Annotated in this window: 24 protein-coding genes and 6 pseudogenes; 14 read left to right on the top strand and 16 right to left on the bottom strand. The window is 67.2% G+C overall.

Features of this window, described 5'->3' with window-relative positions; translation table 11 throughout:
* Nucleotides 1-14: 14 nt before the first annotated feature.
* Nucleotides 15-332, bottom strand: coding sequence for a hypothetical protein (locus tag SACE_RS37890; protein ID WP_143538205.1), 318 nt, complete (start codon nt 330-332; stop codon nt 15-17).
* Nucleotides 332-652, bottom strand: coding sequence for a hypothetical protein (locus tag SACE_RS37885; protein ID WP_157894869.1), 321 nt, complete (start codon nt 650-652; stop codon nt 332-334). Before SACE_RS37885 ends, SACE_RS37890 begins: the two co-directional genes overlap by 1 nt.
* 260 nt (nt 653-912) lie before the next feature.
* On the opposite strand from SACE_RS37885, the pseudogene SACE_RS40270 reads away from it, so the two are divergent.
* The 3 genes and pseudogenes from SACE_RS40270 to SACE_RS24050 all read left to right on the top strand — a co-directional run.
* Nucleotides 913-1,080 (top strand): annotated as a pseudogene (locus SACE_RS40270) (helix-turn-helix domain-containing protein); the annotation flags it as partial.
* A 38-nt stretch (nt 1,081-1,118) separates the two neighbouring features.
* Nucleotides 1,119-1,421 carry a helix-turn-helix domain-containing protein gene (locus SACE_RS39460; RefSeq protein WP_011874534.1) on the top strand — a complete coding sequence of 101 codons (303 nt, stop codon included), beginning with the start codon at nt 1,119-1,121 and terminating at the stop codon, nt 1,419-1,421.
* Nucleotides 1,325-2,005, top strand: a complete 681-nt coding sequence (locus tag SACE_RS24050) for an IS630 family transposase (protein ID WP_231850085.1) — start codon at nt 1,325-1,327, stop codon at nt 2,003-2,005. The genes SACE_RS39460 and SACE_RS24050 overlap by 97 nt, the downstream gene beginning before the upstream one ends.
* 6 nt (nt 2,006-2,011) lie before the next feature.
* Here the strand turns inward: SACE_RS24050 and SACE_RS37875 are convergent, their stop codons facing one another.
* The gene (locus SACE_RS37875; protein ID WP_143538202.1) at nt 2,012-2,206 is read right to left on the bottom strand and encodes a hypothetical protein; all 195 of its coding nucleotides are present in this window, start codon (nt 2,204-2,206) and stop codon (nt 2,012-2,014) included.
* A gap of 386 nt (nt 2,207-2,592) precedes the next feature.
* On the opposite strand from SACE_RS37875, the gene SACE_RS24045 reads away from it, so the two are divergent.
* A complete protein-coding gene (locus SACE_RS24045) occupies nt 2,593-2,883 on the top strand; it encodes a DUF7715 family protein (protein ID WP_143538201.1) in 291 nt (96 codons plus the stop codon).
* A gap of 419 nt (nt 2,884-3,302) precedes the next feature.
* On the opposite strand, the pseudogene SACE_RS24040 reads toward SACE_RS24045, so the two are convergent.
* The 6 genes and pseudogenes from SACE_RS24040 to SACE_RS24010 all read right to left on the bottom strand — a co-directional run.
* A pseudogene (locus SACE_RS24040) lies at nt 3,303-4,124 on the bottom strand (lanthionine synthetase LanC family protein); the annotation flags it as partial.
* A gap of 318 nt (nt 4,125-4,442) precedes the next feature.
* A complete protein-coding gene (locus SACE_RS24035) occupies nt 4,443-5,222 on the bottom strand; it encodes a thiopeptide-type bacteriocin biosynthesis protein (RefSeq protein ID WP_231850084.1) in 780 nt (259 codons plus the stop codon).
* Nucleotides 5,110-5,976, bottom strand: a complete 867-nt coding sequence (locus SACE_RS39455) for a lantibiotic dehydratase (RefSeq protein ID WP_231849747.1) — start codon at nt 5,974-5,976, stop codon at nt 5,110-5,112. The genes SACE_RS24035 and SACE_RS39455 overlap by 113 nt, the downstream gene beginning before the upstream one ends.
* Nucleotides 5,973-6,254: an IS3 family transposase gene (locus SACE_RS24030; protein ID WP_021341843.1), complete on the bottom strand. Its 282-nt coding sequence runs from the start codon at nt 6,252-6,254 to the stop codon at nt 5,973-5,975. The genes SACE_RS39455 and SACE_RS24030 overlap by 4 nt, the downstream gene beginning before the upstream one ends.
* 4 nt (nt 6,255-6,258) lie before the next feature.
* Nucleotides 6,259-7,612: pseudogene (locus SACE_RS35935) on the bottom strand (IS30 family transposase).
* Nucleotides 7,527-8,147, bottom strand: a complete 621-nt coding sequence (locus SACE_RS24010) for an IS3 family transposase (RefSeq protein WP_009950726.1) — start codon at nt 8,145-8,147, stop codon at nt 7,527-7,529. The pseudogene SACE_RS35935 and the gene SACE_RS24010 overlap by 86 nt, the downstream one beginning before the upstream one ends.
* Before the next feature lie 20 nt (nt 8,148-8,167).
* On the opposite strand from SACE_RS24010, the pseudogene SACE_RS38885 reads away from it, so the two are divergent.
* Nucleotides 8,168-8,397 (top strand): annotated as a pseudogene (locus SACE_RS38885) (lipoyl synthase); the annotation flags it as partial.
* A gap of 463 nt (nt 8,398-8,860) precedes the next feature.
* Here SACE_RS38885 and SACE_RS24005 read toward each other — a convergent pair.
* A complete protein-coding gene (locus tag SACE_RS24005) occupies nt 8,861-10,744 on the bottom strand; it encodes an Hsp70 family protein (protein WP_011874528.1) in 1,884 nt (627 codons plus the stop codon).
* 405 nt (nt 10,745-11,149) lie between these two features.
* On the opposite strand from SACE_RS24005, the gene SACE_RS24000 reads away from it, so the two are divergent.
* Complete coding sequence (locus SACE_RS24000) at nt 11,150-12,298, top strand: IS30 family transposase (RefSeq protein ID WP_044547533.1); 1,149 nt, start codon at nt 11,150-11,152, stop codon at nt 12,296-12,298.
* Between the two features lie 39 nt (nt 12,299-12,337).
* On the opposite strand, the pseudogene SACE_RS40265 reads toward SACE_RS24000, so the two are convergent.
* From SACE_RS40265 to SACE_RS23990, 3 genes and pseudogenes are all read right to left on the bottom strand, one after another.
* Nucleotides 12,338-12,568: pseudogene (locus tag SACE_RS40265) on the bottom strand (transposase); the annotation flags it as partial.
* Nucleotides 12,569-12,715: 147 nt separating this feature from the next.
* Nucleotides 12,716-13,396 (bottom strand): SDR family oxidoreductase, encoded by a 681-nt coding sequence (locus tag SACE_RS23995; RefSeq protein WP_009951479.1) that lies wholly within the window; start codon nt 13,394-13,396, stop codon nt 12,716-12,718.
* A gap of 174 nt (nt 13,397-13,570) precedes the next feature.
* Nucleotides 13,571-14,320 carry an SDR family NAD(P)-dependent oxidoreductase gene (locus tag SACE_RS23990; RefSeq protein ID WP_011874525.1) on the bottom strand — a complete coding sequence of 250 codons (750 nt, stop codon included), beginning with the start codon at nt 14,318-14,320 and terminating at the stop codon, nt 13,571-13,573.
* Between the two features lie 117 nt (nt 14,321-14,437).
* On the opposite strand from SACE_RS23990, the gene SACE_RS23985 reads away from it, so the two are divergent.
* Entirely contained in the window at nt 14,438-15,037 is a 600-nt protein-coding gene (locus SACE_RS23985) for a TetR/AcrR family transcriptional regulator (protein WP_009951481.1), read from the top strand.
* A 318-nt stretch (nt 15,038-15,355) separates the two neighbouring features.
* Complete coding sequence (locus tag SACE_RS37865; RefSeq protein ID WP_143538198.1) at nt 15,356-15,775, top strand: hypothetical protein; 420 nt, start codon at nt 15,356-15,358, stop codon at nt 15,773-15,775.
* Between the two features lie 216 nt (nt 15,776-15,991).
* Here SACE_RS37865 and SACE_RS23980 read toward each other — a convergent pair whose 3' ends face one another.
* Nucleotides 15,992-17,227 (bottom strand): amidohydrolase family protein, encoded by a 1,236-nt coding sequence (locus SACE_RS23980; protein WP_009951482.1) that lies wholly within the window; start codon nt 17,225-17,227, stop codon nt 15,992-15,994.
* Between the two features lie 182 nt (nt 17,228-17,409).
* Nucleotides 17,410-17,853, bottom strand: coding sequence for an Rrf2 family transcriptional regulator (locus SACE_RS23975; protein WP_009951483.1), 444 nt, complete (start codon nt 17,851-17,853; stop codon nt 17,410-17,412).
* A gap of 337 nt (nt 17,854-18,190) precedes the next feature.
* Here SACE_RS23975 and SACE_RS39450 point away from each other — a divergent pair, with 337 nt between their 5' ends.
* On the top strand, nt 18,191-18,592 hold the full coding sequence (locus SACE_RS39450) for an Ldh family oxidoreductase (RefSeq protein ID WP_011874521.1): 402 nt from the start codon (nt 18,191-18,193) through the stop codon (nt 18,590-18,592).
* A gap of 228 nt (nt 18,593-18,820) precedes the next feature.
* A pseudogene (locus SACE_RS23965) lies at nt 18,821-19,236 on the top strand (transposase); the annotation flags it as partial.
* Nucleotides 19,237-19,766: 530 nt separating this feature from the next.
* On the opposite strand, the gene SACE_RS23960 reads toward SACE_RS23965, so the two are convergent.
* A complete protein-coding gene (locus SACE_RS23960) occupies nt 19,767-20,558 on the bottom strand; it encodes an IclR family transcriptional regulator (protein WP_009948816.1) in 792 nt (263 codons plus the stop codon).
* 151 nt (nt 20,559-20,709) lie between these two features.
* Between SACE_RS23960 and SACE_RS23955 the strand changes: the two genes are divergently transcribed.
* The 4 genes from SACE_RS23955 to manD all read left to right on the top strand — a co-directional run bounded on the left by SACE_RS23955 (nt 20,710) and on the right by manD (nt 26,022).
* Nucleotides 20,710-22,185, top strand: a complete 1,476-nt coding sequence (locus SACE_RS23955; RefSeq protein WP_011874519.1) for a mannitol dehydrogenase family protein — start codon at nt 20,710-20,712, stop codon at nt 22,183-22,185.
* Between the two features lie 34 nt (nt 22,186-22,219).
* Nucleotides 22,220-23,224, top strand: a complete 1,005-nt coding sequence (locus SACE_RS23950) for an L-idonate 5-dehydrogenase (protein ID WP_009948819.1) — start codon at nt 22,220-22,222, stop codon at nt 23,222-23,224.
* 47 nt (nt 23,225-23,271) lie between these two features.
* Complete coding sequence (locus SACE_RS23945; RefSeq protein WP_009948820.1) at nt 23,272-24,672, top strand: MFS transporter; 1,401 nt, start codon at nt 23,272-23,274, stop codon at nt 24,670-24,672.
* A 105-nt stretch (nt 24,673-24,777) separates the two neighbouring features.
* Nucleotides 24,778-26,022, top strand: coding sequence for a D-mannonate dehydratase ManD (manD, locus tag SACE_RS23940; RefSeq protein ID WP_011874518.1), 1,245 nt, complete (start codon nt 24,778-24,780; stop codon nt 26,020-26,022).
* The last annotated feature ends 4 nt before the right edge of the window (nt 26,023-26,026 follow it).

Raw genomic sequence — 26,026 nt, 5'->3', positions numbered from 1 at the left:
CGTCCCCACCGCAGTCATGCCCCTCCGACTTCTTCCGGCGCGGGCCTGACCTGCGTCATGAATTCACTCGCTGGCACCTCCACCACCCACGAAAGGACACCGATATGGCCAAGCCCGTATGACCTCGTGCTCGCGGCCCCTGCCGACAGCTTCGCCGAACAAAGGCCTGCAGTGATGCCCGGACACGTTCCTGGACTCTTCCCCAGCGGCACCAGTTGAAGGGACACGCCGAGGACGTGTTCGGCAGCAAGCCGTAGCCCTTCCACCGCGCCGACGCGGGCACGGCCGGTGACACGCTCGCCGTTCCATTTCGTCTTGACGGTCATGGCCATCAGGTCAACACCACTTCCAGCGCGAGGGAAGGGCAGTCGGCCGCCGTCATTGCGGGGACGCACGGATGACGATCGAGCGCCACGGCAGGGCGACCCGCGAGCCAGTCGGTACCACTGTGGACAGATGGGAGTAAGACGAGGTTTCGCTGATCACCTCGGTGCCGGCGTCGTTGCGCACCAGGCGCCACGTCGCGTCGACAACGGGCCCGCACGGTGGCGGGCGCGCCGAACACGTCGCCGTAGGCGCCGCTGCCTCCGAAGGACTCGATGGTGACGTTCTGCCCGGCTTGGGCGAGCACGAACGCGGGGATGCCGATCAAAATGCACACACCCTTTCCGCTGCGAGGGGCTATGAGGAATCAGGCGATCACAGTGGAGAGCAACAAATGCTGCCTGATGCCTCGCACGGGTTGTATCGCCGATACCGCCAGCCGTCGTAGCGCGGCCAGGCCGAACTGGGCGGAGGATGCGGTGAGGCCCCGCACCTGTGGTTGCGGGTCCTCACCACCACCAATGCTAGCTACAGAGGTTGAACTGTCGGGGTTTGATCACGGCGTGTCGGGCTGACGGCGGCTGATGGATGCGGTATCTGGTTCGGGTGCGGTATCCCGATGGTGGTGGGCTCACAGCTGAGGGTCGTGCCCGGCGTGAGGCGGTTCGGTTGCAAGCGGCGAAGTTGTTCGCTCAGGACGTACCGGTTCCGGAGATCGCCAAGCGATTGCGGGTGTCGCACAACGCTGTGTATGTGTGGCGGCGGCGGTGGCTCTCAGGCGGGGAAGCGGGCTGGTGTCCAAGGGGCCCTCGGGGACCGAATGTCGGCTTTCGCCCAAGCAGCAGGACCGGCTGGCCGCCGCGCTGCGAGAAGGCCCCGCTGCACACGGCTACACCGAAGATCAGCGGTGGACCCTGGCGCGGGTGGCTGATCTGATCGCTCGACTGTTCCGGGTCAACTACACCCTGCGCGGAGCCTCGATGTTGTTGCACCGCATGGGATTCAGCCCGCAGATGCCCGCGCATCGCCCGATCGAACGCGACGAAGACACCATCGCCACGTGGCGCGAGGAGGTGTGGCGGCAAGCAAAAATCTAGCGGCCGAGCGTGGTGCGTGGATCTGCTTCGAGGACGAGACAGGTCACACGCTGCGGCCGCCGAAAGCACGGACCTGGGCACCACGCGGCCACACCCCGGTGATTCCGGTGTCAGGCAAGGGATCCGGTCGTGTCTCGGTCGCCGGTCTGTTCTGCGTCCGCCCCGGAAAACGTCCACACTTGTTGTATCGGGTCAAGGTCCACCGTGCTCGCAAGGGCGAACGCCGCAGCTTCGCCGAAACCGACTACGCCGCCCAGCTGGATGCCGCCCACCAGTATCTCAAGGCCCCGATCGTGGTTGTCTGGGACAACCTGAACACCCATATCAGCGCCGCGATGCGGCAGCGGATCGCCAGCCGGGACTGGCTCCACGTCATCCAGCTCCCGGCCTACGCCCCCGACCTCAACCCCACCGAAAGCGTCTGGTCCCACGTCAAACGCAGCCTCGGCAACCTCGCCGTCACCAACGTCGATCACCTCGCCACTGTCGTACGCAACCGACTCAAACGCATCCAGTACCGGCCCCACCTGCTCACCGGCTTCCTCGCCCAAACCGGCCTCACCCTCGAACCGGAGCCGCCCTAATCTTGATCATTCAACCTCTGTAGCTGACCTGGTAGTCGACTCGATCTTGTCGAGGAGGACGTCGATTGGTGCATCGGCAAGCTCGTTCAATTCTCCGCCGATGTATTTGCCACTCATATTTTGGGCGGTGGCGATGCCACTGCCCAGCAGCCCCAGTCCAGCCGCCGTCACGATCGCGACCACCCACGAACGCCAGCGCATCGAAACTCTCCCTTCGGTGAACGTTGGAGACAGTTGACCATGGTCCGTTGGACTGGGTCCCGCGCTCTGTGTCATCGGATTGATCGACATCCGAACGTGTAAGTGCCGTCGATGCTGTGTGCGCGATCTCCGGTTACGGGCACACGACGGTGCCGCGCAGCAGGCCAACCAGGCGCAGCGGTCGGATCACGGTCTCGCGGGTGCGCAACTTGTCGGGCTGTCGGCGACGTCCTTGGCGCGGCAGAGGCTGAACGAGCCGATCGTGACGTTCGACCACTGGCCGGCGGTGCCGACTCCTCGCCGGTGCCGAGCCAGTACTCGGCCTGCGCGCACGCCGCCGACTTGAATGCGCCGATGTGCTCGGCTTCGGTCGGCATCCCCGCGGCGTGCCGACATTCACCGTGCTCGTCGCCACCGCCCGTGCCCAGGGCAACCGTGACAACGACGTCCACCACACCGCCGAAGGCGAATTGGTCGACTTCGCACCGACCTGCGACCTCGACCTGAACCACCCGGACGACCGGTGCGGCGACAGCCGTGCCTTCCAAGGACTCGACTCCGGCAAAGCCACCACGACAACCGTCGTCGCTGAGCGCGAACTCACCTTCCAGCAGTACCGAGACGCGTTCTACGCACAAGCTCTCCTCCGAGCTCGACACCGTATACAGCGAAGCTGAACTTCACGCCAACGCACACAAGTCCGCACACCACATGGCGGAAATCGCTGGTGACCTCCCGGTCGGCACCGTTGTCCGGCACTGCAACACCGACCTGATCGTCAGCCCCGAGGACCAGGACACACCGTTGCTCGACAACGGTCTGGTCTACATCGACATCTACGACGACGACCGTGACGAGCGGTTCCCCGCCCGGGTCAATCCCGTCGACCGCTGGAACGGGTGGGCGGTGCCGCTGTTCAGCCGCCGGCCAGCGGAACGGTACCTGCGGCTTCTCCCGCACACGGTTGGTGATCGACTTCGACTTCACGTGGATCTCAATCGTGTACGCCTCCTCCGTGCCCGCTTCGACTGGCACTCGGCTTGGGCCGCCGTCGAGACCCCGTCCGGATCCACATGCCAACGCCGCCGCGAGTGGATCAGCACACCATCAGAGCCGCTTCCCAGATCGTGCGCTGTGGTCCGTCCGCGTAGCGGTGCAAGGCCAGGGCGATGCCCGCTGCACCATCGAGGAACCCCAGGCGGGGCCGCGACGAGGTGTTCTCCCTAGCGAACCGAAACGGGTGCTCCGGGGTGGGAAGGTCCAGCACGCGCTCGGCGAGCCGGGGAAGCTGCGCCACCAGCCGAGCGTCACCGGTGTCGTGGGCCAGCACGGAGGTGAGGTGCAGCGCGCCGGCTCGTCCATGGCAGAGTCCCGGCTCGACGGGATCGTTCTCACCGTCGAGAACGATGTCCTCCAGTGCAACGGTGCCCGGCCATTGTCCGCGTTCGTCTTGGTAGGTGAGCAGCTCTTCGGCGATGCTGGCGATGGCTTCGTCGTCGCCGGGGACGCGGATGCCGGCTTGCCGGGCGAAAGCCAGCAGCGTCATGGGGCCGCAGATGCCGTGGGCCAGGCCGAGGTTGAGGCGTCCGCACGGGAAGTCGTGTGGCCGTGCCGGGTTCGGCACGGTGGACACCCACCATCCCGGCACGGTCACACCGTGTGCCGCAACGGGGGCGGTCAGGCGCACCAGGTAGGCGAGGAGGTGGCGCAGCAGCGTGTGATGCCGAGGATGCAGCAGGAGATACCGCCCGATACCGCTGGCCCCGGAGATGACGTCGTAGGCCCGGATCGGCGCTCCGGGTATGCCGGCGTCGAGTCGGGCACGTTCCCGCGCGAGCAGCTCGGCCACGTGCCGGGTCACGAGCTCGTCGGTCACGCGGAGCAGCCCTGTGTAGTCCTGGCTGCTGCGTCGGGCCGCACTGGCTGCCCATGGCTAGGGCCACGGGCCCCTGGAACAGGCCGCCAGCGCCACGGAGGGGTTCCCGCGCGGCGATTGAGAGGTAGGCGTGCGCGATGTTCCGGTGCCGCTGATCGACATGGGAGAGTTCGGCGAACAGCAACACGATCCCGGCCGAGCCTTCCCCCAGGGAATGCCGGTGCCACGGCGGCTGGCGGGATGTCGGGCTGCGTGCGGCCGTGGCGACGTGCTCCACGTGGTCGGGGTCGGCGAGCGCCTCGGCCACGTCGGCGACCACGGCACGCGCCCGCTGTTGCGTCTCCTGCCCGATGCGGGCCGTCATCGTGCGTTCCTGCGGCGATCCACCTCGGCTTGCACGATGCCGCGGGCGATCGCGTAGGAGTCGCGTTCGGTGTTCCGGTCGGTGCCCAGGAACCGGTTGTGGTGCATGTGCAGCACCGATTGGAGCACGGTGGACGGATCCGACCACCGACGCGCCTCGGGATCGGCCAGGGCGTGCACGTAGTCGCGTACCGCGACCGCCCGCTGCTGCCACATCCCGAAGAGTGTGCTGCTGCCCGGGTATGTCCGCAGCTGCGCCCAGTCCGGCGGCGTGATGAGGTGCTGTGCCTGCCCACGGCGGTGCTGAAATGCCACGTGATGCTCGTCTTTGGCGAACGTGCGCAGTATCCAGTCCTCCCAGTTGCCGAGCAGCGCGGCATTGGTGATGCCTGCGGTAGCGGCCTGCGCGCAAAACCTGGAGCTCAGGTCGACGACTCCGGCGGCCGCCATCAGGAGCGGCTCGACGGGGAGCTTCCCCGACCGCTGGAGCTTCAGCTGCGTGAGCACCGCCAGGCTGTCGGCGTGGAACACGCGCTCGTCGGCTGCCATCGCCGGCGGGCCGCCATAGCGCTCCCATTCTGGCCGGTAGGTGTCCAGCGCCAGTCGCTGGACCAGACCGAGCCCGCGCACCCGTTCGGTCCACGCGCGCAATCGGGCCAGGACCTCATCCTGGAGTTCCCGGGCAGGGCCGTGCAAGCGCAGCCGCAGATGCGGGTGGGGATCCCGGTACCGCAGGAAGAACCATCGATCGACCGTCTCGGGAAGGCATGTGAGCAGCTGCGGCAGGTGGTCGGTGAGCACCTCGTCGTGGCGTTGCGGTGAGCAGTACTGTGCGCGGCACGGCCCAGTGCGCGCGCCAGGCCTGTACCCGGTCCCGCCACTCGACGAACGGGCTGTGGCTCTCTCGCAGCGCCTCCGGTGCCAGCCACCGGGCCGGGGACAGCACGATGCGTCCCCAGCGCAGTCGAGGCAAGAACGGGAGATTCTCGGCCGCACCCCAGGCCCACCCGCCCGCCGCATCGGCCTCGGTGGCCGCGACGTCCTGCAGAAACCGGGCCAGGTTCGGAGCACGGACGCGGGAGTTGAGCTTGTGGAAGGTACTCGGCCGCACTTCTCGCCCCGTGTCGCGTTCCACCACGAACAGGCGGCGGGAGTCCGCGCACACGGCCAAGTCGTCCGGTTCGAGCGATGTCGGGTCGTCGGTGTAGGTCGCGATCGAGATCATCCGCGGCAGCCATTGCGGGACTTCGACGACGTTGCCGTTGCGCGCCATATCGGGCGGGAAGGTGACCTGAGCGTGGATCGCATCGGCATCCGCGGACCACTCGACGATGTCCGCGAGCCGCGTCGCGATCGACGGTGGCAGTATCCGCGCGAATCGCCCGAAGGTGGCCCCGGCCGTCGGCGCCACCGTGGTCAGCGCCAGGTGGAAGCGGCCCTCGTCCAGGGCGGCTGGGGATTCGGCCAGCCAGGCGGATGCTATCGACGTGGTGTTGATCGTGTTGGGTGTAGTGGGCCTCCTCGTACTCAATCGGGGGAGAGTCCGCCGAGTCCCTGCTGGATGCGGCGCGGGTTGTACCAGCCGTCGATGTAGCGGAAGATCGCTGCGTCGGCCTCGGCGCGGGTGGCGAATGTGGTGCCCGGCCAATACAGCAGCTCGATCTTGATGGTCGACCACAGGTTCTCGGCCAGGGCATTGTCGAAGCTGTCGCCCACGCTGCCGGTCGACGGTACGACGCCGGCATCGGCCAGCCGCTGGGTGAACCGGAGCGCGGTGTATTGCCCAGGTTCAACCGGTCGTCGCAACACCGGCCTATTGATGTGAGAGTAGCAGCTCGTTCAGTGCTTCGGCCGGTGTCTTCCAGTCGAGTGTCTTGCGTGGACGGTCATTGAGTGCGGCGGCGACGGCGTCGAGTTCGTCGTGGTTCCATCGGGCGAGGTCGGTTCCCTTGGGAAAGTATCGGCGTAGCAGGCCATTTGTGTTCTCGTCGGTGCCGCGCTGACAGGGGCTGTGCGGGTCGGCGAAGTAGACCTCGATCCCGGTGTCGATGCGTAGCTGCGCGTGCTGGGCCATTTCTTTACCCACCGTCCCAGGTCAGGGATCGGCGCGGTTGTTGGGGCAGCGTGGTGATCGAGGACGCGATAGCATCCCGGACGGCCTCGGCACCATGGCCGGCCAAGGCGGGGCCGTTGTGCGCCCTCGGCTCGGTCCCGTAGCCCTCCATGCGCGGCAGGTGTAGCAGCATCGTGTAGCGGGTGGACCGCTCGACGAGCGTGCCGGGCGCGGATTTGTCCAGGCCGATAATCAAATCTCCCTCCCAATGCCCGGGGACGGCGCGATCTGCGGCTTCGGCGGGCCGCTGACTGATCATCACCTCTGGCGCCACCATGCCATCGTAGGTGCGGCGGGCTCGCGCACGCGGCACCGGCAGCGCGCGGCCGGTGCGCAGACAGGTGACCAACTCCCGTTTCAGGGCGCCGCGGCTTTGGACGTAGAGCGCCTGCTATATCGCCTCATGGCTGATCCGCATGGACTCATCATCGGGGAAGTCGACCGGAAGCCGGTGGGAGATCTGCTCCGGGCTCCACGCCATGGCCCACCGGCGGTCTTGGCGCTGGGGCTTGTTCCTTCCCTTCCACGGCGTGGTAGCAGGCCCGGGAACCGGGATTCCGTCCGGACGGCGAATCTGTCCCGACAGCCGCTCCTGCAGCTAATCACGCAGCCGCTCATTCACGACGAGCTTGGCTGTCTTGGGACGGGGGGCCATCAGCTCCGCCTTCCACTGCGCTACCGAAGCACGGTAATCGAGCCTCCCTGCACGGGTCGCCGCGTTGCGACGCAGCTCCCGCGAGATCGTCGAGGCAGCGCGTCCGAGGAAACGCGCGATTTCCCGAACTCCGGCGCCCTGGATCCTCAACAACGCGATCTCTTCCTGTTCCTCAAAGGACAGATAGCGGCCCGCGAGAGGGACGATCACGAACGTCGACATGCCGCCACGCTCCCGGAACCAGCGGCTACCAGCGGCCTGCGACACGCCGACCGCGATAGCGGCGTCCTCGATGCAAAGCCCCTTGGCGATCTCACCCCAGAACAGCCGCTCCACATCGCGGCGACGCGACGGCTTCTCCGGCGACTTCATCGGCGCCCGCCCCGTCAGCTCCTTCATCCAACCGGCTGGCCTGCCCATCAACACCTCCACGATCAAGGTGTTGCGACGACCAGTTGAATCCGTATTGACAGCCTTTGTCGCTGTGATGGACGAGTGCGCCGCTGCGCACGTCGCGGGACCACAGCCCGTATTCCAACGCGGTGAGCACCGGTTCGGTGTCGGCGCGGGCGGCGGTGGCCCAGCCGACGATGCGGTTGGAGAACGCATCACGCACCGAGGCCAGCCATAACACGCCCTCACCAGTGAGCAGGCGAGTCAGATCGGCTACCCACAGCCGGTTGGGCGCGGTGGCGGTGAAGTCCCGGTCGACCAGGTCCGGCGCCGACGAATGGCAGGGGTCCTGCCGGGTGGAGCCGGTCTTCCAGCCCCGGCGCAGATGCGCGCCAACGAGCCCGTTCTCGCACATGATGCGCTCGACGCGCTTGCGGGAGCACCGCACCCCTTGGCGGTGCAGCTCCAGCCACACTCGCGGTGACCCATAGGTGGCGGCGAATTCGTGCGCCGACCGGATCTTGGTGATCCGCTCCAGCAACTCGGCATCCTCACGCTGCCCCGGAGGAGGTGCAGGCCACGATCACCGACCTGCACAACGCCGGCTGCGACATCCTCACGATCACCCAGTACCTTCGGCCATCCGCCAGGCACCACGCCGTCGAACGCTGGGTCAAGCCCGAGGAATTCGCCGAACACGCCCGCTTCGCCACCGAGACCGCTTCGCAGGGGTGCTGGTGGGCCCGCTGGTGCGCTCCTCCTACCGCGCCGGACGGCTCTACGCGCACGCCGTGGCCGCCACGACCCCATGACGACTGTCGGAAACCGGACGGATCCGCCCGAACACCTCGGTAACGTCGGCTCGATCAGCAACGGTTCGGCCAGTCCCCCGCCTGTTCCGTCGCCGTCCTGCCGGACGGCGACACCCGCCCCTCCCTCACGACACCACGTCCCGCCCGGAGCCGGTAGATCAGCCCCCATCAGCCCTCGGCGAAGGGCTCGAGCGGCAAGCCCCCGTGCTGGCCGCTCTCCCCCTCCCCGCGTCGAGACGGCATCAGCCGAGACCCCACCCCAGGGTCCGGCAAGTTGATTCCACCATGGAGGTATTGATGTCCTGGTCCGAGCTTGACCAGCAGATCTGTGTCTCAGCAGGCAGTCCACAGGGTTCGAGTAAACGGGCAGCAATGGGACGCGTGATCGAACGCATGGGCAAGCTACCGCAACCGCCGAGCACCTGCTGCGCCAGAGCCAGGGTCAGGACAGCTGATCGCATCGGGTCGCGGCGGGATCGTTGGCCGCTCCTTCCTCCCAGCGCACATTGGAGACCGTCATCTCGAGCGAACCGTTGGTGTTCATCAGCCACGGAGTGTTGATGGCCCTCGGATCCCACTGCTCGGCCCGGTTCTCCACGAAGCAGCGCAGCGGCAGCTTGACCGTCACCTGCTTCCCGACCGGCAGCTGCTTGAGCAGCTTCGTGTCGGTGACCTTTGCGCGACACGGGTAGGTGCAGTGCACCTCCATCGACACGGCGCTCGTCGGCGGTTTGAGCAGTGTCGCGTCGAAGACGATCGCACCGTTGTTGTCGAAGTAGCGTGAGAGGTCCTGGTTGCCGCCTGATCCTGGCTGGCTTTGGAAGTAGACCTGGGCGCCGCCTTCGCCGGACCAGGTCACCTTGAGTCCGCCCTTGCCGTCTGGCCGTGCCGCGACCGGTCCGTCCTCGGCCCCGTTCGCCCCGAACTCGGTGCCGGTCCAGCCGTTCTTCTCGGAGCCGACGAGGCCGACAAACGGCTTCGCCACCGTGCCGTTGAACACCGGCAACGGCCCACCGCGCTGCGTGGTCCCGGCGACGGGTTCGGGGTCGCGCGTTTCGGTGTTGCTGGTGGTGATGTAGGTGGCGATGACTGCGATGACCGCGATGACCGCGATGGCGGCAGCGACGGGGATGAGCCATTTTCTGAGGTTGTTTTTCGGTGGTGCAGTGCTGGGTAGTGGCGGTGGGGGTGTCCTGATCGTGGGTGGTGTGGTGAGCGTTTGGGGTGGGGTGACCGGCTGGTGATTCTTGTAGGTGGGTTGGGTATTGCGGGTTGCGGTGGTGGCGGCGCCGAGGGCGACGGTGTGTTTGGGGTGGAGGGCGGCGCGGATGGGTTTGTTGAATTCCTTTGCGAGGGTTTGGTGAATGAGGGGGATTCGAGAGGAACCGCCGGCGAGGAGGATGGCGCTGACGTCGTTGGCGTGGATGCCGGCTGAGGTGATGGTGCGGTGAACCGCGTCGGTGGTGAGTTGCAGGGAAGGGTGGATCATGGTGTTGAGGTCCTGGCGGGAAAGGTAGACCTCGTCGTTTCCGGTGGGGAGGGGGATGATGAGGGTGAGGTCAGGTTCGGTGGAAAGTCGTTCTTTGGCGCGGGTGATGAGGGTGTGGATGGCGGCGAGCGCGCTGGCGTGGATGGGGTCTTCGGGGTCGAGGGCGCTGATAGCGCCGTCGAGTTTGTCGTCGAGGTGGGTGAGCAGGGCGTCGTCGAAGTCGATGCCGCCCATGTGCTCGATGCCTTCGGGGGTGCCGAGGATTTCCATGCCGTGCGGTTGGACGCGGAGGATGGTGGTGTCGAAGGTGCCGCCGCCGAGGTCGTAGACGGCGACGATTTCTCCGTTGCCGAGTCGGCGTTCGTTGGTGTAGTGGGTGGCGGCGGCTTCGGGCTCGGTGGTGAGCTGGTAGTGGGGCATGCCTGCGAGGCGGGGCACTTCGGCGAACTGTTCGCGGCGGTAGGGGCCCCAGATCGCAGGGCAGGTGAGGGTGATGGTGGCGGGTGGTCCGCCTTGGGTGGTGCTGATCTGGGCGAGGACGTCGCGCAGTTGGGCGGCCATGAGGGCGGCGGGTGTGTAGGCGGCGCCACCGAGGATGAGTCGGGTGGGGTCGCCGAGGCGACGTTTGAAGCCGCGGGCGAGTAGGCCGGGGTTGGTTGTGGCGTTGGGGGAGTTGGCGGCGGCGAGGCCGGTGAGCAGGGTGCCGCCGGGGCCAGGAGTGGCCAGGGAGGGGACGACGATGCCGGGGCCCAGGTTTGCCATGCGTACCCCGGTGGATGTTGCTACGGCGGCTGAGGTGAACGACGTTCCGAGGTCGATGCCCACGCCATACGACACGGCGCTCTTTCCTTCCCATTGCCACGAAAGTGAAGGTGATCACAGCTAATCGGAACCACACTATCGCCACAGGCCGATTGGTAGCGAGCTCGACCCGTGGAGGCTGTCCCGTTTAAACACCGGGGATGACACTTTTGTACAGGCGCCCGATGAGGCTGTGAGGGGCACGGGAACGACGCCGCCGTCGGCGCGTTCTTGCCTGCTGAACTCTGAGGGTTTGCTGACCAGCAGTGAGGTGGTGGCGCGCCCGAGCGTCAGCCACCCGGCCAGGCGCAGCAGGTCGGACCACCACCGCACCGCACGAGCTGTTCAGAGCGCCACAGCTCAACGCCTTCGCGATCACCTTCGAAGGGCGCATCCTTAGATTCAACCGGTCAGAGCAACACTGCTGGTTGAGGAGCGCGCGTGGCGAGGCTGGGTCGGCCTGGGATGTCGGATGAGATGAAGGAGGACCTGTGGCGGCGGTGGAGGGCGGGGGAGTCGATCAGCGTCATCTCTCGTGAGATCGGCAAGCCGCCGGGCTCGGTGTTCACTGTCCTCAAGCACCACGGCGGCATCGCTCCGCAGTCCCGCAGACAGCGTGCTGGATCGCTGACACTGCCTGAGCGAGAAGAGATTTCCCGGGGATTGAGCGCGGGATACTCGTTTCAAGCGATCGCCGCGTTCTTGCAGCGAGCGGTGTCGACGATCAGCCGGGAAGTCACCAAGAACGGCGGTCGCCACGCCTACCGGGCTACCGCAGCCCAGGAACGTGCGCGTGAGCAGGCTCGCCGGCCGAAACCATGCCTGCTTGCTCGCCAGCCTGCGTTGCGTGACGAGATTGTGGCTCTGCTGGGGGAAGAATGGTCTCCTGAACAGATCGTGGGCCACCTGCGTCGGCACGGTGGCGACGCCGCAGAGAGGACAATCAGCCACGAGACGATCTACCGATCGATCTACACCACCCGCTGGAAGGTGATTCCACGAGAGTTGTGCAAGCGGCTGCGAACCGGTAGGCCGATCCGCAAGAACAAGCGCAACACGGTCAAGGGCCAATGGCGATCCCAGATCATAGACGCCCGACCGATCGAGCAACGCCCCGATACCGCCCAGGACCGCAGCACCCTCGGGCACTTCGAAGGCGACCTCGTGATCGGGGCGAACCACAGCCAGGTCGCCACCCTGGTCGACCGCAAGACGCGGTATCTCGTGAGCGTGAAACTCCCCAGCCGTCACAGCACCGTCGTCGTTCCCGAGCTGATCAAGACCTACGCTGGCCTGGACCCGCGGCTACGCGACACGCTGACGTGGGACCGGGGTATGGAATTGGCCGAACATAAGCGATTCACCGCTGCCACCGGGGTAGATGTGTTTTTCGCCGCGCCACGCAGCCCTTGGCAGCGCGGCACGAACGAGAACACCAACAAGCTGGTGCGCCAGTACCTGCCCAAGGGCACCAACCTCGCGACGTTCACCCAGGCTGAGCTCGACGCGATCGCCACCAAGCTCAACACCAGACCCCGCAAGTGCCTCGGCTTCCGCACCCCCGCAGAGGCTGTTGCCTTGACCGGTTGAATCTAAGGCTGCTTTTTTCAGGAACTCGTTCTCCATCCGCAGCCGCCGGACCTCGGCCTCCAGCTCGCTCAACCGGGCACGCTCCACAGGACTCATCTCGGTGTCGGGTTCGGGGTTGTCCCGCCGCCAGGCGTGCACCCGGTTGCCCAGGGTCCCGGGGTTGCTCTCCAGCTCCCGAGCCACCTCGGCCACCGGACGGCCGCTGGCTACGACCAGCTGCACCGCCTCAGCCTTGAACTGCGGACTGAACTTCCGACGCTTCTCCGGCACAGGTACATCCTCTCAATCGAGAGGCCCTGTCCAAGATCCTTGGTACACCTCAGACCACATCCTGCACTGGTCGGCATGGCGACGAACCAGCCAGCACCGCGCCCGTACCAGCCACTACCGAAGCCATCACAACCTGTCGTTGCAGTATTAGTAGGCAAGCTGCCCGATGCCGCCATCCACGCGCAGCACGGTGCCGACGGTGTAGGCGGACTCGTCCGAGGCTAGATAGACAGCCGCCTTCGCCATCTCGGTGGCAGACCCTAGACGATGGAGGGGTACGGTCCGCCGGAGTTCCTCGTAGATGGCGGCTTGGCGTTCGGCACCAAGCGGCTTGAACGCATTGGTGACAGTCGGCCCCGGGCTCAGTCCGTTGATCCGGATACCCCGGTCCTTCAGCTCATAGGTCAGCCCGCGGGTATAGGACAGCAGGCCCGCCTTGGCGGCGCCATAGACTGCCGCGTTCTCGTGTCCGATGAAGGCCGAAACCGATCCGACAAGAATGATCGAGGACTTCTGTGAGAAGAGCGGCAACAGGGCCTTGATCAGAAAGAACGGGGTCTTGAGATTGGTGGCGACGAGCCTGTCGAACGACTCCTCGTTCCATTCCTCGATCGGGAGATGGGTGACGTCGGCGGCGTTGCTCATCAGGATGTCGAGCTTCGGCCACTCCGCCTGTAGCCGCGATGCGAGCGCCGCCTGGCCGGGTACGTCGCCGGCGTCGCTGACGACGGTGAGCAGCGGCCCCTCCAATTGCCGAGCGACCTCATCCAATCTTTCCTGGGAGCGGCCGGTGATCGCGACGGCCGCTCCCTCGGGCGAGAAACTCACGGGCCGTTTCCAGGCCGATCCCGCTCGTCCCGCCTGTGATCAGTGCGTGCTTTCCCTGAAGACGACCCATGAACTCTTTCTCCTCACTTGGCGCCACAAGGCGCGTGGTTCGACAACGATGACGGGCTGCCCCCGTCGGCACGAGGCACCACTCGGCCGGCAGCCGACGTCGACTCAGATCGCGGTTCGGCCACCGTCAGCGGCCACGACCGCCCCGGTCACATAGCTGGCCCGGTCACTGGCGAGAAAAGCGACCACGTGCGCCACTTCGGCCGGGTCGGACGTGCGCTTGAGCGCGGTGGTCAGGCCCACGCCACCCATGTCCGGACCCATCGCCGAGACCACCTTCGAGGTGCGCATCGGGCCCGGAGCGACGGCGTTGACTCGCACGTTCGACGGGGCGAACTCTGCCGCCCAGGTGCGAGTCAACGATTCGACCGCCGCCTTGGTGGCGCCGTAAACAGCCATTCCCGGCATGCCGAGGCCGGCCGCGGTAGAGCTGACGTTGACGATGCTACCGCCGCCGTTGGCGCCCATCTTCGGCGCGAACAGCGCCGTGAGCAGGAATGGCGCACGCACATTGACCGCAAAAGCAGCGTCGTAGCTCACGATGTCCTGCTCGGTGGTCGGGCCCAACGTGACGACGCTCGCGTTGTTGATCAGAATGCTCACAGCTCCGGCCTCCTCGGCCAGCTGACGCACGGCCGCCGGGTCGGCCAGATCGGCTGCCACGAACCGTACCGTCGGGGCCGAGTCGCCGCCGACCGAGCGAAGGTCCTCCACGACCTGGGCACCGCGCTCGAGGTCGGTGCCGGTGATGATCACGCCAGCTCCCGCCGCGACCAAAATCTCGGCCGTCGCGTGCCCGAGTCCGCCTATCGCGCCGGATCCGGTGATGAGTGCCGTCTTTCCAGCCAACTCCATTGCTTCACCCTTCGCGCCCGGCAAGTGATCGGCGACTTCTATGCAGCCGTTCAAAAAGTACGTGATCGAGGCTACGACTTCTTGAACGACTCGTCAAGAAGTCGTAGCCTCGATCACGTGGCACGCACCGGACGCCCCCGCGGATTCGACAAGGACCAGACGCTGACGCTCGCACTCGAGCTGTTCTGGTCCCGCGGCTACGGGGCGACATCGGTCCAAGACCTGGTGGACGCGCTGGCCGTCGAACGCGGCAGCCTCTACGGGACCTTCGGGGACAAGCGCCGCTTCTACCTCAACGCCGTCAGGCTCTACTGGGATGTCTACGAGCGGCGCCTGATCGCCGCGCTCGACACCGCCCCGCTCCTGCCTGCGCTTCGTGAGATTCTGACTCACCCGGCACGCCTGGACGAATTCATCTCCGACGTGGGCGAACCGCATGGCTGCCTGGTCGGCAACACCACCGCCGAACTCGTACCCCACGACAGCGAAGCCACCGAGGTCGTCGCCCGCTCATATCGCCGGTTCACCGACATCGTCACCGACGCGCTCCGTCGCGCACAGGCCACCGGAGAAGTCACCGACAACGCCCACCCCGAGGCCCAAGCCCAGCTACTGCTCTACATCGTCCACGGCCTCTCTCTCGTATCGAGGGCAGGCCTCGACAGGACCGCAGCCCTGGCCGCGATCGACACCGCGATCGACGCGTTGCGGGCGTGACCGAAACCATCGCCAGCCGATGGGTGATCGACCGGGGGCTCGACATGCGGGTGGCCTGGACCGACCACCGTAATTGCTACCGCGATGCCAGTATCGGCCAGGACACGCCGTTTCAAACCAAACCCCAGTTGGCGCAACGAATGCTGCGCCGATTGTTGGACAATCCATCTGGCTGGGACACCAGGAGATCAACTACTGTCAGGCGATCTCCCGCGTACCGCGTTCGCCACGCCGACCGGCCGATGCGCGCCAACACACCAGCCCCGGCAGCCCTGAAACGAGGCTGGCAACGTCGTCTCTCGTGTGGCGCGCCGCTCGATGAGCAGCGGCGAGCTGGCCTACTACATCGTGCACACCACCCACCCTCAGCCACTGATCGAACTCGTTCGGGTCGGCGGAAGCCGACGGCGTGCCGAGGAAACCTTCCAGTTCGCCAAGAACGAGATCGGGCTCGACCACTATCAGGTCCGGCGCTACGAAGCCAGTTACCGCCATACCAACCTGACCATGCTCGCCGCCCATTCTGAGGTTCCCCAGGCTCCCCGAAAACTCTGGTCTGCCCCGGGTTCCGGGGAGTCGGGTTGCTGGATTTCATGCCACAATGGTCATGTTCTCGAACTCTATCGGAGTGCGCCAGCCGAGGCTGCTGTGCCGTCGTTGGCGGGACGCGTTCGCCACACGCGGCGCGCACGTCGTGATTGCCAGTCGCAAACTCAACAACTGCCGGAAAGTCGCTGAGAAGACGCGGGCTCGGCAGGGAGTGCGCGCGCTGCCAGTGGGGTGCAACGTCAGTGAGTGAGCTCGGTGCGACGATCGCGATCACCGGCAGCGAGCACCTTTGCCGACATGAGGCGACCGAAGCCGCTGCTGGTGCCGGTGGTACACCAGGTTTTCATGGGTGGATTCCTCTCTGCCGCGGTGTAGCGGCGGGAAGACGTCCCGCCAGGCGGGGGCCTAGCGCTTGTCGACGGCGAGGCGGCCGTTCAGGATCACCATGCTGAGGTCGCGAAGGTTGCCGATGTCCGCAGTGGGATCAGCGTTGAGTACGAGCAGGTCTGCGCGCTTGCCGGGGGCCACCGTGCCGAGGTCGGGGCGGACACACTGCCGCGACGCGCCGCGGGTGCCTGCGGCCAGCACCTGGGTGGGCGTCATCCCGGCCGCCACCATGAGTTCGGCCTCTTCCAGAGTGTTGGCTCCGAATAAGCCCCGACCGCTGAAGGTGTCGCTGCCCAGCGCGATGTGCACGCCGACTTCAGCGACCTTCTTGAGATTGCCACGGGCGTCCGGGTGGGCATCGTCGATCCAGAGCGTGGGCGCGTAGGTGACGCCGTGTTCGAGCATCAGATCGATGAGCGAGTGGTCGGTGAGGGGCTCGACGGTGACACCGTGCTCCAGGCCGTCCGCCCCAGCCTCGATCGCCTCGCGTGCCGCGGCTTGCTGGGTGGTGTGGACGGTAACTCGAAGACCCCTCTCGTGTCCGGTCTCGATACCCGCCCGAAGGAGATCGAGGGGAAGCCGTTCCAACTCGACACCATCCGGAAAGGCAGGATTCTGCCAGAGGTACTTCGGCCCGTGTGCGCACGCGCCTTCCGACAGGAGTTTGATCGCGTCCACCTTGCGGTCAGCGAGGTGGTGCACCAGGTCGCGGATCTGCTGCACGCTGTCGACCTCTCCGGTGAAGCGTTCGCGTGCCCAGGGGTTGCCGCTGAAGACAGTGGCGGCGGGATGCCCGTCGCGTCCGGTGATACCGCAGCCGGTCGCCAACAGCCGCGGGCCCCGCAGCGTGCCTGCGCCGATTTTGGCCCGCGTGTCCAGAATTCCGTCCGTCGGATCGCCCACCGACTTGATGGTGGTGATCCCGTGGTCGAGGAACAGCCCGAGCTTTCCGGAAAGCTCGTTCTCCTCGAAGGCCCGCATCGAATTCGGACCGGAGACCGCGCGCACGTCGTAGAAGTGGATATGAGTGTCGATCAGGCCCGGCATGACCCATCCTTCGGCCGCATCCACCTCCTGTATGCCCCTGAGCGGCTCGACCGAGACGGATGCGATCTCTCCGCCGTTGATGGCGACGTCGTACAGACCGGCGAGCGCCTGGTACCCATCGAAGATATGTGCGCGCCTGATCACGAGGTCGTAGGTCGCAGGGCCGCGAGCCTCGTTGCTGGCAAGTGCTTCGGGTTCCTGGGGCATCGCTCTCACTCCTGGTGCGTTCTGAGTAGGTGTTCGGGCCGTGGTGCACGCGGATGGATCGTTCGGCCGCTGACATCGGCAGCCGGGAGGGCCCGAAGCGCTCACCCCGGAACGACTGCAACTAAACCAATTGCGGTTAAGTTATGCGCCATGACGCAGTGCGCGCATGCATCACCGCTTGGTCAGTGGCCCCTCGGTCCGTTGTCGGAGGCCAGTATCTGCTGCAGCAGGCCGGCGATCGTCGTCCTGCCGAGCTGTTCCTCCAGAGCTCGTTCCGCGCTCTGGAACTCGATGTCAAGCAGCTCGCCGATGTTGCGTCCGACCTCGCACACCCCGCTGGGCGGATGCGTGTGCCGCGAGAAGATTTGCCCCTCCTCGACGGCGGCGTACGCGTCATAGAGCGTGATATCCCGCGGGGCGCGAGCAAGAGACCAGCCACCCCCTCGACCCTCGGTGGACCACACCAGCTCAGCGTTCCGCAAGCGGCCGAGGATGCGGCGCACGAGGACTGGGTTGCTTCCAAGGCTGTCCGCGATCTCCGCGGAAGTTAACGAGCCTTCACGTCGGTGCGCCAGCATCGCAAGCGCGTGAATTGCGACCGCGCTCCTACTGCTGAGCCCCGCCAACTCCTGCTCCTGTCATCGCCACCGATCAACTGAAACCAGACTAGTTGCAGTTATGTCGATCGTCAACCGAGCTGTCTTCTGAGCAGGTCAGTTGCAGGGTGACGACGGCCTGGACGAGGCTGGTGATGCGGGTTGTGGAGCGTCGCAGCTTGCGCAGGAGCCACCAGGACTTTATGGAGTCGGTTAGTTTGAGCACCTCCGCACTCATTTCGTCCTGGCGGCCATGCCCGCTTCGGTGACCTGCAGCGAACGGCCACCACGCTCGCCCTCGCTCGCCGATCCGCCCTGGAGCGGATGTCGCCGCCGCAGATCAGCCCTTGTCGACGGAGGCCCCGTGATGACCATCTTGACGCTGTCCGATGCCCGCGCGCTCGCCACCGCGACGATGACCAGGATCAGCCACACTGCCGACGAAGCCGAGATCATCGCCGATCATCTCCTCGACTGCGAACTGCGCGGGCTGCTGTTCGGCGGTCTCGCCCGTGCACTGTCCATCGTCGAGCGGATCCGCGCCACACCGGAATCCCCGGGCCGCATCCGGATCGTCGCCCAGACCGCGGTGTCGGCGACCCTCGACGGCGGCGACAAGGTGGGCTACTTCGTCGGCATGCGTGCGCTGGAACTGGCGTGGACAAGGCACGCGCGCGGGAGCGCAATCGTTGGCGCCCGAAACCTGGTGCACCGGCATGTTCTCCTACGTACCTGGAGAAAGCGGCGAAAGCCGGGCTCGTCGGAATGATCGCCGGAAGCGGGCCTGCAGTGGTGGCGCCGCACGGGCTACCGACGGCCGGTTCGGCACGAACCCGATCGCGTTCGGCTTCCCCTCCACCTCGGCGCCGGTGACCTGGTACATCGGAACCGCCGCGGTCATGTACGGCGAGGTGGTGCTCGCGACTCGGCTCGGCGCGGACCTTAGACCGCATCTCATTTGGGTGTGCCCTTGGGCGGGGGATATCGTTGATCAACTGTGAGCGATGTGGAGAAGTGGTGTCCGGAGCCGTTGTGGCTGCTGGCGCGTTCGCTGTTGCTCGAAGCGCCGCAACGCCACCAGGGCGGAGGTCGGCGTCGGCTGGACGACCGCGCGGTGCTGGCCGCGATCCTGTACGTGCTGCAAACCGGGTGCGCCTGGTCAGCGCTGCCCACCTCGTTCGGAGTCAGCTGCGCCACCGCACACCGCCGGTTCACCGAGTGGTCCCAAGCCGACGTGTTCACCCGGCTGCACCAGGAACTGCTGGACCTGCTCGGCACCGCTGGAGCGATCGACTGGTCCCGGGCGTCGGTGGACAGCATGCATATCCGGGCGGGCAAAAGGGGGACCTGACCGGCCCCAGCCCGGTGGATCGAGGCAAGCCCGGCTCGAAGATCCACGCGATGAGCATTCGCTTGCGAGAGCTCACTGGTCAGCGGATTGCGCGCGGCCGTGACGCCGCCGGCACAGCCGCCGGCGGCTGGCGGGAGACGCCCGTCGCGGTCGGTGTGTGAGAATCCGCCGCATGCCTGGTGGATGGGAATTGGTCGTGTTCGTCGTTCTTCCCCTGGTGGTTGTCGGCGGGATCGTTGCCTTGATTGCGTTTTTGATGCGCCGAAGCTCCTGATCGGGGTTGCTTTCGTTCCCTCGACGCACATGCGTGGGGAGGGCGTTTCGGCGGTGAGCCCGACGTGCGGCTCACGTGCTGGGTCTCTTGTCTTGTAGGGCGTCGAGCCGGGACGGGTTCACGCGGTCACTAGTTCGATTGCACGGGCTCGGCGTCGCCGAACGGCGCCGTGCTCGTATTCGAGATCGAGGGCGGCGGCTCAACGTCGGTGACCAGCGGTGGTCCGACGCCACCATCGGCGAAGGCCGGTGCCCTGGATCGATGCCGGTACTCACCGTACGGCTCGACACGACTGGCGGCCGTCGAGGCCGCGAGGCGTCACCCCGCTGTCGGCGTGAGGGTGTACTCCTGCGGGGCGAGGTCGGCGGCGAGTTCGCGGATCAGGGCGCCGATCTCGGTGAGGCGGTCGGTGGTCATGCGCTCGGCGGGGCCGGTGACGCTGATCGCGACGTCCCGCGAGGTCGTGGACGTGAGGGCGATGCCGACGCAGGCGATCCCGGCTTCGTTCTCCTGGTTCTCGATCGCCCATCCGTGCGTGCGCGCGGCGTTCACCGCGTCGCGGAAGCGGTCGCCGAGCGTGGGGTGCGCGTGGTCGGGGTCGGCTTCCTCGACGTAGCTGGTCAGGAGGGAGTCGCTGGGGGGAGCCGCGGCGATGAGCGCGCGTCCGAGTGCCGTGCTCGCGATGTGCGCGCGTCGGCCGACACGCGACCACACGCGGACGGAGCGCTCCGGCTCGATCTTGTCGAGATAGACGACGCGGCGTCCGTCGAGCACTCCGAGGTGGACGAGTTCCTCCGTCCGGCGCGACAGTTCGAGCAGCAGCGGCCGGAACAGCAGCGGCAGGTTGTCGTCCGCACCGAAGGTCCGCACCATCCGCCTGAGCGCCTCGCCGAGGATGTAGTTGCGGTCGTCGCCGTCGCGCGCCACGTAGTCGCGGTGCGCGAGGCCGCGGAGCAGCCGGTGGACCGATCCCTTGTTGATCCCTGTGCGCGCCGCGATCTCGCTGAGCGCGAGTCCCTCGGGGCCTGCTGTCGCGACCGTCTCGAGCACGACGAGTGCGCGGTCGAGGCTCGTGACGGGCGGCGTCTCCGACGTGGGTTCGGTCTCCATGGCTCCATTGTCTTCCCGGTCGATGTTGCATCGCGCCTCCACGTCAGTCTAGCTTGTGGTCCGACATACAAAACGAGCGGTTCGCCATGTGAAACGCAACGCGCGGCAGTGCTGGACCACCGCCCGTGCGTCGTGGAAGGACAAGGACGTCATGACACAGCCACTGGGCCGGAAGAGTCTGCTCGCTGGATCGCGCCTCGGAGCGTCCGCGCCGGACCGGACGGGAATCGTTCACCTCGGCCTTGGCAACTTCCACCGCGCGCACGGCGCGGTCTACACCGCGCAGGCGATGGCCGCCGCCGGTGGGGACTGGGGCATCCGCGGCTTCGCGCACTCGTCGGACCGGGTCGTAGCTCCGATGCGAGCCCAGGACAACGTCTACTCGATCCTCCAGCTCACCGAACGCGGTGCCGAGGCGGGACTGGTCGACGTCCACCGCGACACCGGCGTGGCCGCCCAGGACCCCGCCGCGGTCGTGGACGCGATCGCGGATCCGGCGCACCGCATCGTCTCGCTCACCGTCTCCGAGGTCGGCTACACACGCGACCCCGCGACCGGCAGGCTGGCGCTCGACGCCCCCGAGGTCGCTGCGGACCTCACGGCAGGCTCGACACCGCGCACCGCGGTGGGCATGATCGCCCGCGGTCTCGAGCAGCGCGCCGCCTCGGGCGAGCCGTTCGCCGTCCTGTCCTGCGACAACCTCCAGTCCGCCGGCGACGTCACGCGCGCCGTGGTGGAGGAGTTCCTGCAGGCGGCAGGCGTGAGCGATGACGTGTTGTCGTTCGTGTCCTCGTCGGTGTCGTTTCCAAACGGGATGGTCGACCGCATCGTGCCGAGGACGACCGACGAGCACTCACGTATCGTCGCGGATCTGCTCGGCGTCCAGGACCTGTGCCCGGTCCCCGCCGAGGAGTTCACCATGTGGGTTCTCGAGGACGACTTCGCGGGCGGTCGTCCCGCTTGGGATCTGGCCGGCGCGACGTTCTCGAACGAGATCGAGGCCTACGAGATGGTCAAGCTGCGCCTGCTCAACGGATCGCACTCGCTCATCGCCTACCTCGGAATCCTCTCCGGCGCACCGACGATCGACGTCGCGTGGGGACAGGACTTCGTGCGCGAGGCGGTCCTGAACGGGATCACCGACGACTACCTGCCGACGTTCACCCCGCCCACCGGGTTCGACGCCGACGCGTACGTGTCGGAATTGGACGCCCGGTGGCGCAACCCGCTCATCGGGCACGCGACCACCCAGGTGGGCACGGACGGATCCCTCAAGCTCCTCCAGCGCATCCCCAACGCTGCGCTCTTCCACCTCCGGCGCGGCGACATGCCGCACCACCTCGCGCTGTGCATCGCCGCGTGGATCGCGTGCGTCGCCCCACCGGCAGGCTTCACCCCGGAGCCGCTCGCCGAGCGCATCGTCGAACCCGCCCGCGACCGGCTCGCCGCCGCCGTCGACGGCGCCGTGACCGTTGCCGACCACGTGCGCCGGATCATGAACGGCGGTTTCTTCCCGGACGCCCTCGCCGAGCAGGACGCCTTCACCGTCCGGGTCGCCGACCTGCTCACCCTCGTCGTCCGCGACGGTGTGCGCGCCGCGGCCGCCGACGTCGCCGCCTCCCGCTGAGCCTGCCTTGCCGACCTCCTGGAGCTGATCAACGATGAAAGGCCTGTTCATCCACGGCGCCGAGGACATGCGCCTCGAGGACGTCGCCGTCCCCGAACCCGCCGACGGCGAGGTGCTGCTGCGCGTGCGGTACGTCGGCATCTGCGGTTCGGACCTGCACTACTACTTCCACGGCAAGAACGGGGAGAACGTCGTCCGCGAGCCCTTCGCGCCCGGTCACGAGTTCTCCGCGACCGTCGAAGCCGATCCGAGTGGCCAGTGGGCGAAGGGCACGCCGGTGACCGTGCACCCCGCGCGGTACGGCACCCCGGTGGAGGGCATCGCGGACCGGCCGCACCTGTGGCCCGGCGGCGACTACCTCGGCAGCGCCGCGGACTTCCCGCACCGCCAGGGCGCCGCCGCGGAGTACGTGCTCGTCGAAAAGCCCATGCTGCGCAGGCTGCCCGAAGGCCTGTCGCTGCGGGACGCCGCGCTCGCCGAGCCTCTCGGCGTCGCGCTGCACGCGCTCACGATCGCCGGTGGCCACCTCGGGGACCGCGCGCTCGTGCTCGGCGCCGGTCCTGTCGGCCTGCTGATCGTCGCGGCGCTCGCCGCTCGCGGCGTCGAGCACGTGGCCGCCGGGGACATCCAGGAATCCGCCCTCGACCGAGCCCGCGCGCTCGGCGCCCACGAGACGCTGCTCATCGGACGCGACGACGTCCCGACGACGTCCTATCCCGTCGTGTTCGAGTGCTCGGGTGCGCCCGCGTCGCTCACCCAAGCGGTTGCGTCGGCGGCCCGAGCAGGCGTCGTCGTCCAGGTCGGCATGCTCGCCGACACCGCGATCGGCGTGAACCTCGCACCGCTGGTGTCGAAGGAAGTGCAGCTGCGCGGCACGTTCCGCTTCTCGACGGAGATCGACGAGGCCGTCGACATGCTCGCGGCCCACCCCTCGATCGCCCAGGTCGTCACGCACGTGCTCCCCGCGACCGAAGCGGTGGAGGCGTTCGCGACGGCGAAGGACTCCGCTGCTTCCGGCAAGGTCCTCATCGAGTTCTGACCTCCCCCGTCCACCTATCCCGTCCCCCCGAAACTGAAGGAACAACGATGTCCACTTCAGCACCGCCGCCCGACACGGGCACCACGAAGGACAGTCCGGCCGAGCGCAGCACCGGCGATCTCGCACGCGCCGCGATGTCCGGCTGGCTCGGCACCGCGCTCGAGTTCATGGACTTCCAGCTGTACTCGCTCGCGGCCGGGCTCGTCTTCGGCCAGCTGTTCTTCGCCGGCGAGAGCCCTGCGCTCGCGGTCGTGTCCGCGATGGCGACGTACGCGGTCGGCTACGTCGCCCGCCCTGTGGGTGCGTGGTACTTCGGACGGCTCGGCGACCGGGTGGGGCGCACCAAGGTCCTGTTCATCACGATCGCCCTCATGGGCGGTGCGACGACGCTCATCGGCGCCCTGCCGACCGTGCACGACATCGGCATCCTCGCGCCCGTCCTCCTCGTGGTGCTGCGCCTCGTGCAGGGCTTCGGCGCCGGTGCGGAGATCTCCGGCGCGGGCGTCATGCTCGCCGAGTACGCGCCGACCAAGCGTCGCGGCATCATCGCCTCGCTCGTCGCGCTCGGCACGAACTGCGGCACCCTCGGTGCGTCGGCGATCTGGGGCATCCTCGTCGCCGTCCTCTCCGAGGAGCAGCTGCTCGCCTGGGGCTGGCGCATCCCGTTCCTCGGCAGCGCCGTGATCCTGCTGTTCGCCGTGTGGATCCGGTTCCGGCTCAAGGAGAGCCCGGTGTTCGAGGAGAGCTCCCACGTCAACGAGGGCGTGGCGCTCACGACGGACGAGGTCCGGGCGAAGGCCGAGCAGGAGAACGACACCCCCATGCTCGAGGCACTCGAGCAGAAGAAGTGGCGCGCGCTCGTACCCGCGTTCCTGCTGCGCTTCGGACAGGCGGGCAACTCGGGAATCCTGCAGACCTACATGGTCTCGTTCATCACCGTCACGCTCGCGATGTCGGCCTCGGTGGGCACGAGCGTCGTGATCGTCTCCTCGCTGTGCGCGTTCGTCACGGTGCCGATCGTCGGCGCGCTCGGCGACAGGTTCGGCCGCCGGCGGATGTACCAGGTGATGAGCGTGATCTCGCTGGTCCTCATCGTGCCGACGATGATGGCGGTCGCGGGAGCGCACGTCCCGCAGTTGTTCGTCGGCTACATCGTCATGCACAACGTGTCGGTCATGGCGCTGGCCTCGCTGGAGAACCTCACGCTGCCGGAGATCTTCGGCTCCCGGCACCGCTACGCCGCGACCGGTGTCGTCAGGGAGATCGCCGCGATGATCGCCACCGGCATCGGCCCGGTCGTCGTGGCGGCCTGGGTGGCCGCGACGACCGGATCGTGGATCCCGATCGCGATCATGCTCGGCGTCTTCACGGTCTGTCCGCTCATCGCGACGTTCCTCATGCCCGAGGTCGCGGGACGCGACCTGAGGGATCCGCGCAACGCGGTCTGAGCACCCGCCTCGGGTCCGGCGGCAAGCCGCATCCGAGGCGGTTCCCATATCGTCCACTTTCGACAACCACCACCGATCGCGCGGCCCCGGAAGGAAGCGAGCACCGTGAGCATCTCGACCGTCGACGTCGTCGTCACGAGTCCCGGACGCAACTTCGTCACCCTCAAGATCGTCACGTCCGACGGGGTAGTGGGGTGGGGCGACGCGACGCTCAACGGGCGGGAGCTCTCAGTCGCGGCCTACCTGCGGGACCACCTCGCGACCACGCTCATCGGCCGGGACGAGGACCGCATCGAGGACACCTGGCAGTACCTGTACCGCGGCGCGTACTGGCGACGCGGGCCCGTGACGATGGCCTCGATCGCCGCCGTCGACATGGCGCTGTGGGACATCAAGGCGAAGAAGGCGGGCGTTCCGCTGTACCAGCTGCTCGGCGGAGCGAGCCGCGACAAGCTCCGCGTGTACGCCCACGCCTCCGGCAACGACTACGAGGCGTTGGCACAGGCGATCCGCGGGTATGTGGACGAGGGCTACACCGCGGTGCGCGTTCAGACGGGCGTTCCCGGTCTCGATCGGGTGTACGGCGTCTCGGATACGGCCAAGCCGGGGGAGAAGTACGACTACGAGCCGGCGCATCGGGCGGCCGGCGGCAGCGCCGCGACGCGTCCCGAGGAGGAGGACTGGGACACGCCCGCGTACCTGCGGCACGTTCCGTCGATCTTCGAGAAGGTGCGCGAGGAGTTCGGACCGGAGCTGCGGCTGCTCCACGACGGACACCACCGCATGTCGCCGATCGAGGCGGCCCGGCTGGCGAAGTCGCTCGAACCGTACGACTTGTTCTGGCTCGAGGACGTCACACCCGGCGAGGACCAGGAGGCGTTCCGGCTCATCCGGCAGCACAGCACGACCCCGCTGGCCACTGGTGAGGTCTTCAACTCGGTGTACGACTACCAGACGCTCATCACCGAGCGGCTCATCGATTATGTGCGGTCGGCTCCCACGCACACCGGCGGTGTCACGGGCATGAAGAAGCTCCTCGACTTCGCCGAAATCTACGGAATCCGCTCCGGCATCCACGGTCCGACCGACGTCTCGCCGATCGGCATGGCGGCCGCGCTCCACATCGACCTGGCGATCCACAACTTCGGCATCCAGGAGTACATGCCGCACAGCGAGCTGGCGCTGGAGACGTTCCGCACGTCGTACACGTTCGACCGCGGCTTCCTGCATCCCGGCGACAACCCCGGTCTCGGCGTGGAACTCGACGAGGAGCTCGCCGCGCGCCATCCCTACATCGCCGCCTACCTTCCGGTGAACCGCCTGCTCGACGGCACCGTGCACGACTGGTGAGTCG

This window comes from Saccharopolyspora erythraea NRRL 2338 (assembly GCF_000062885.1).
In the GTDB taxonomy this organism is placed as follows: Bacteria; Actinomycetota; Actinomycetes; order Mycobacteriales; family Pseudonocardiaceae; genus Saccharopolyspora_D; species Saccharopolyspora_D erythraea.
Note: the sequence above shows the minus strand (reverse complement) of the source record. Positions and strands in the feature narration are given on the sequence as shown.

Excerpts from the sequence above, each read along its gene's own strand:
- SACE_RS37890 (WP_143538205.1), bottom strand. The coding sequence starts at position 332 with ATGGCCATGACCGTCAAGACGAAATGGAACGGCGAGCGTGTCACCGGC.
- SACE_RS37875 (WP_143538202.1), bottom strand. The coding sequence starts at position 2,206 with ATGCGCTGGCGTTCGTGGGTGGTCGCGATCGTGACGGCGGCTGGACTG.
- SACE_RS23990 (WP_011874525.1), bottom strand. The coding sequence starts at position 14,320 with ATGGAGTTGGCTGGAAAGACGGCACTCATCACCGGATCCGGCGCGATA.
- SACE_RS37865 (WP_143538198.1), top strand. The coding sequence starts at position 15,356 with ATGAGCAGCGGCGAGCTGGCCTACTACATCGTGCACACCACCCACCCT.
- SACE_RS23980 (WP_009951482.1), bottom strand. The coding sequence starts at position 17,227 with ATGCCCCAGGAACCCGAAGCACTTGCCAGCAACGAGGCTCGCGGCCCT.
- SACE_RS39450 (WP_011874521.1), top strand. The coding sequence starts at position 18,191 with ATGACCATCTTGACGCTGTCCGATGCCCGCGCGCTCGCCACCGCGACG.
- SACE_RS23960 (WP_009948816.1), bottom strand. The coding sequence starts at position 20,558 with ATGGAGACCGAACCCACGTCGGAGACGCCGCCCGTCACGAGCCTCGAC.
- SACE_RS23955 (WP_011874519.1), top strand. The coding sequence starts at position 20,710 with ATGACACAGCCACTGGGCCGGAAGAGTCTGCTCGCTGGATCGCGCCTC.
- SACE_RS23950 (WP_009948819.1), top strand. The coding sequence starts at position 22,220 with ATGAAAGGCCTGTTCATCCACGGCGCCGAGGACATGCGCCTCGAGGAC.
- SACE_RS23945 (WP_009948820.1), top strand. The coding sequence starts at position 23,272 with ATGTCCACTTCAGCACCGCCGCCCGACACGGGCACCACGAAGGACAGT.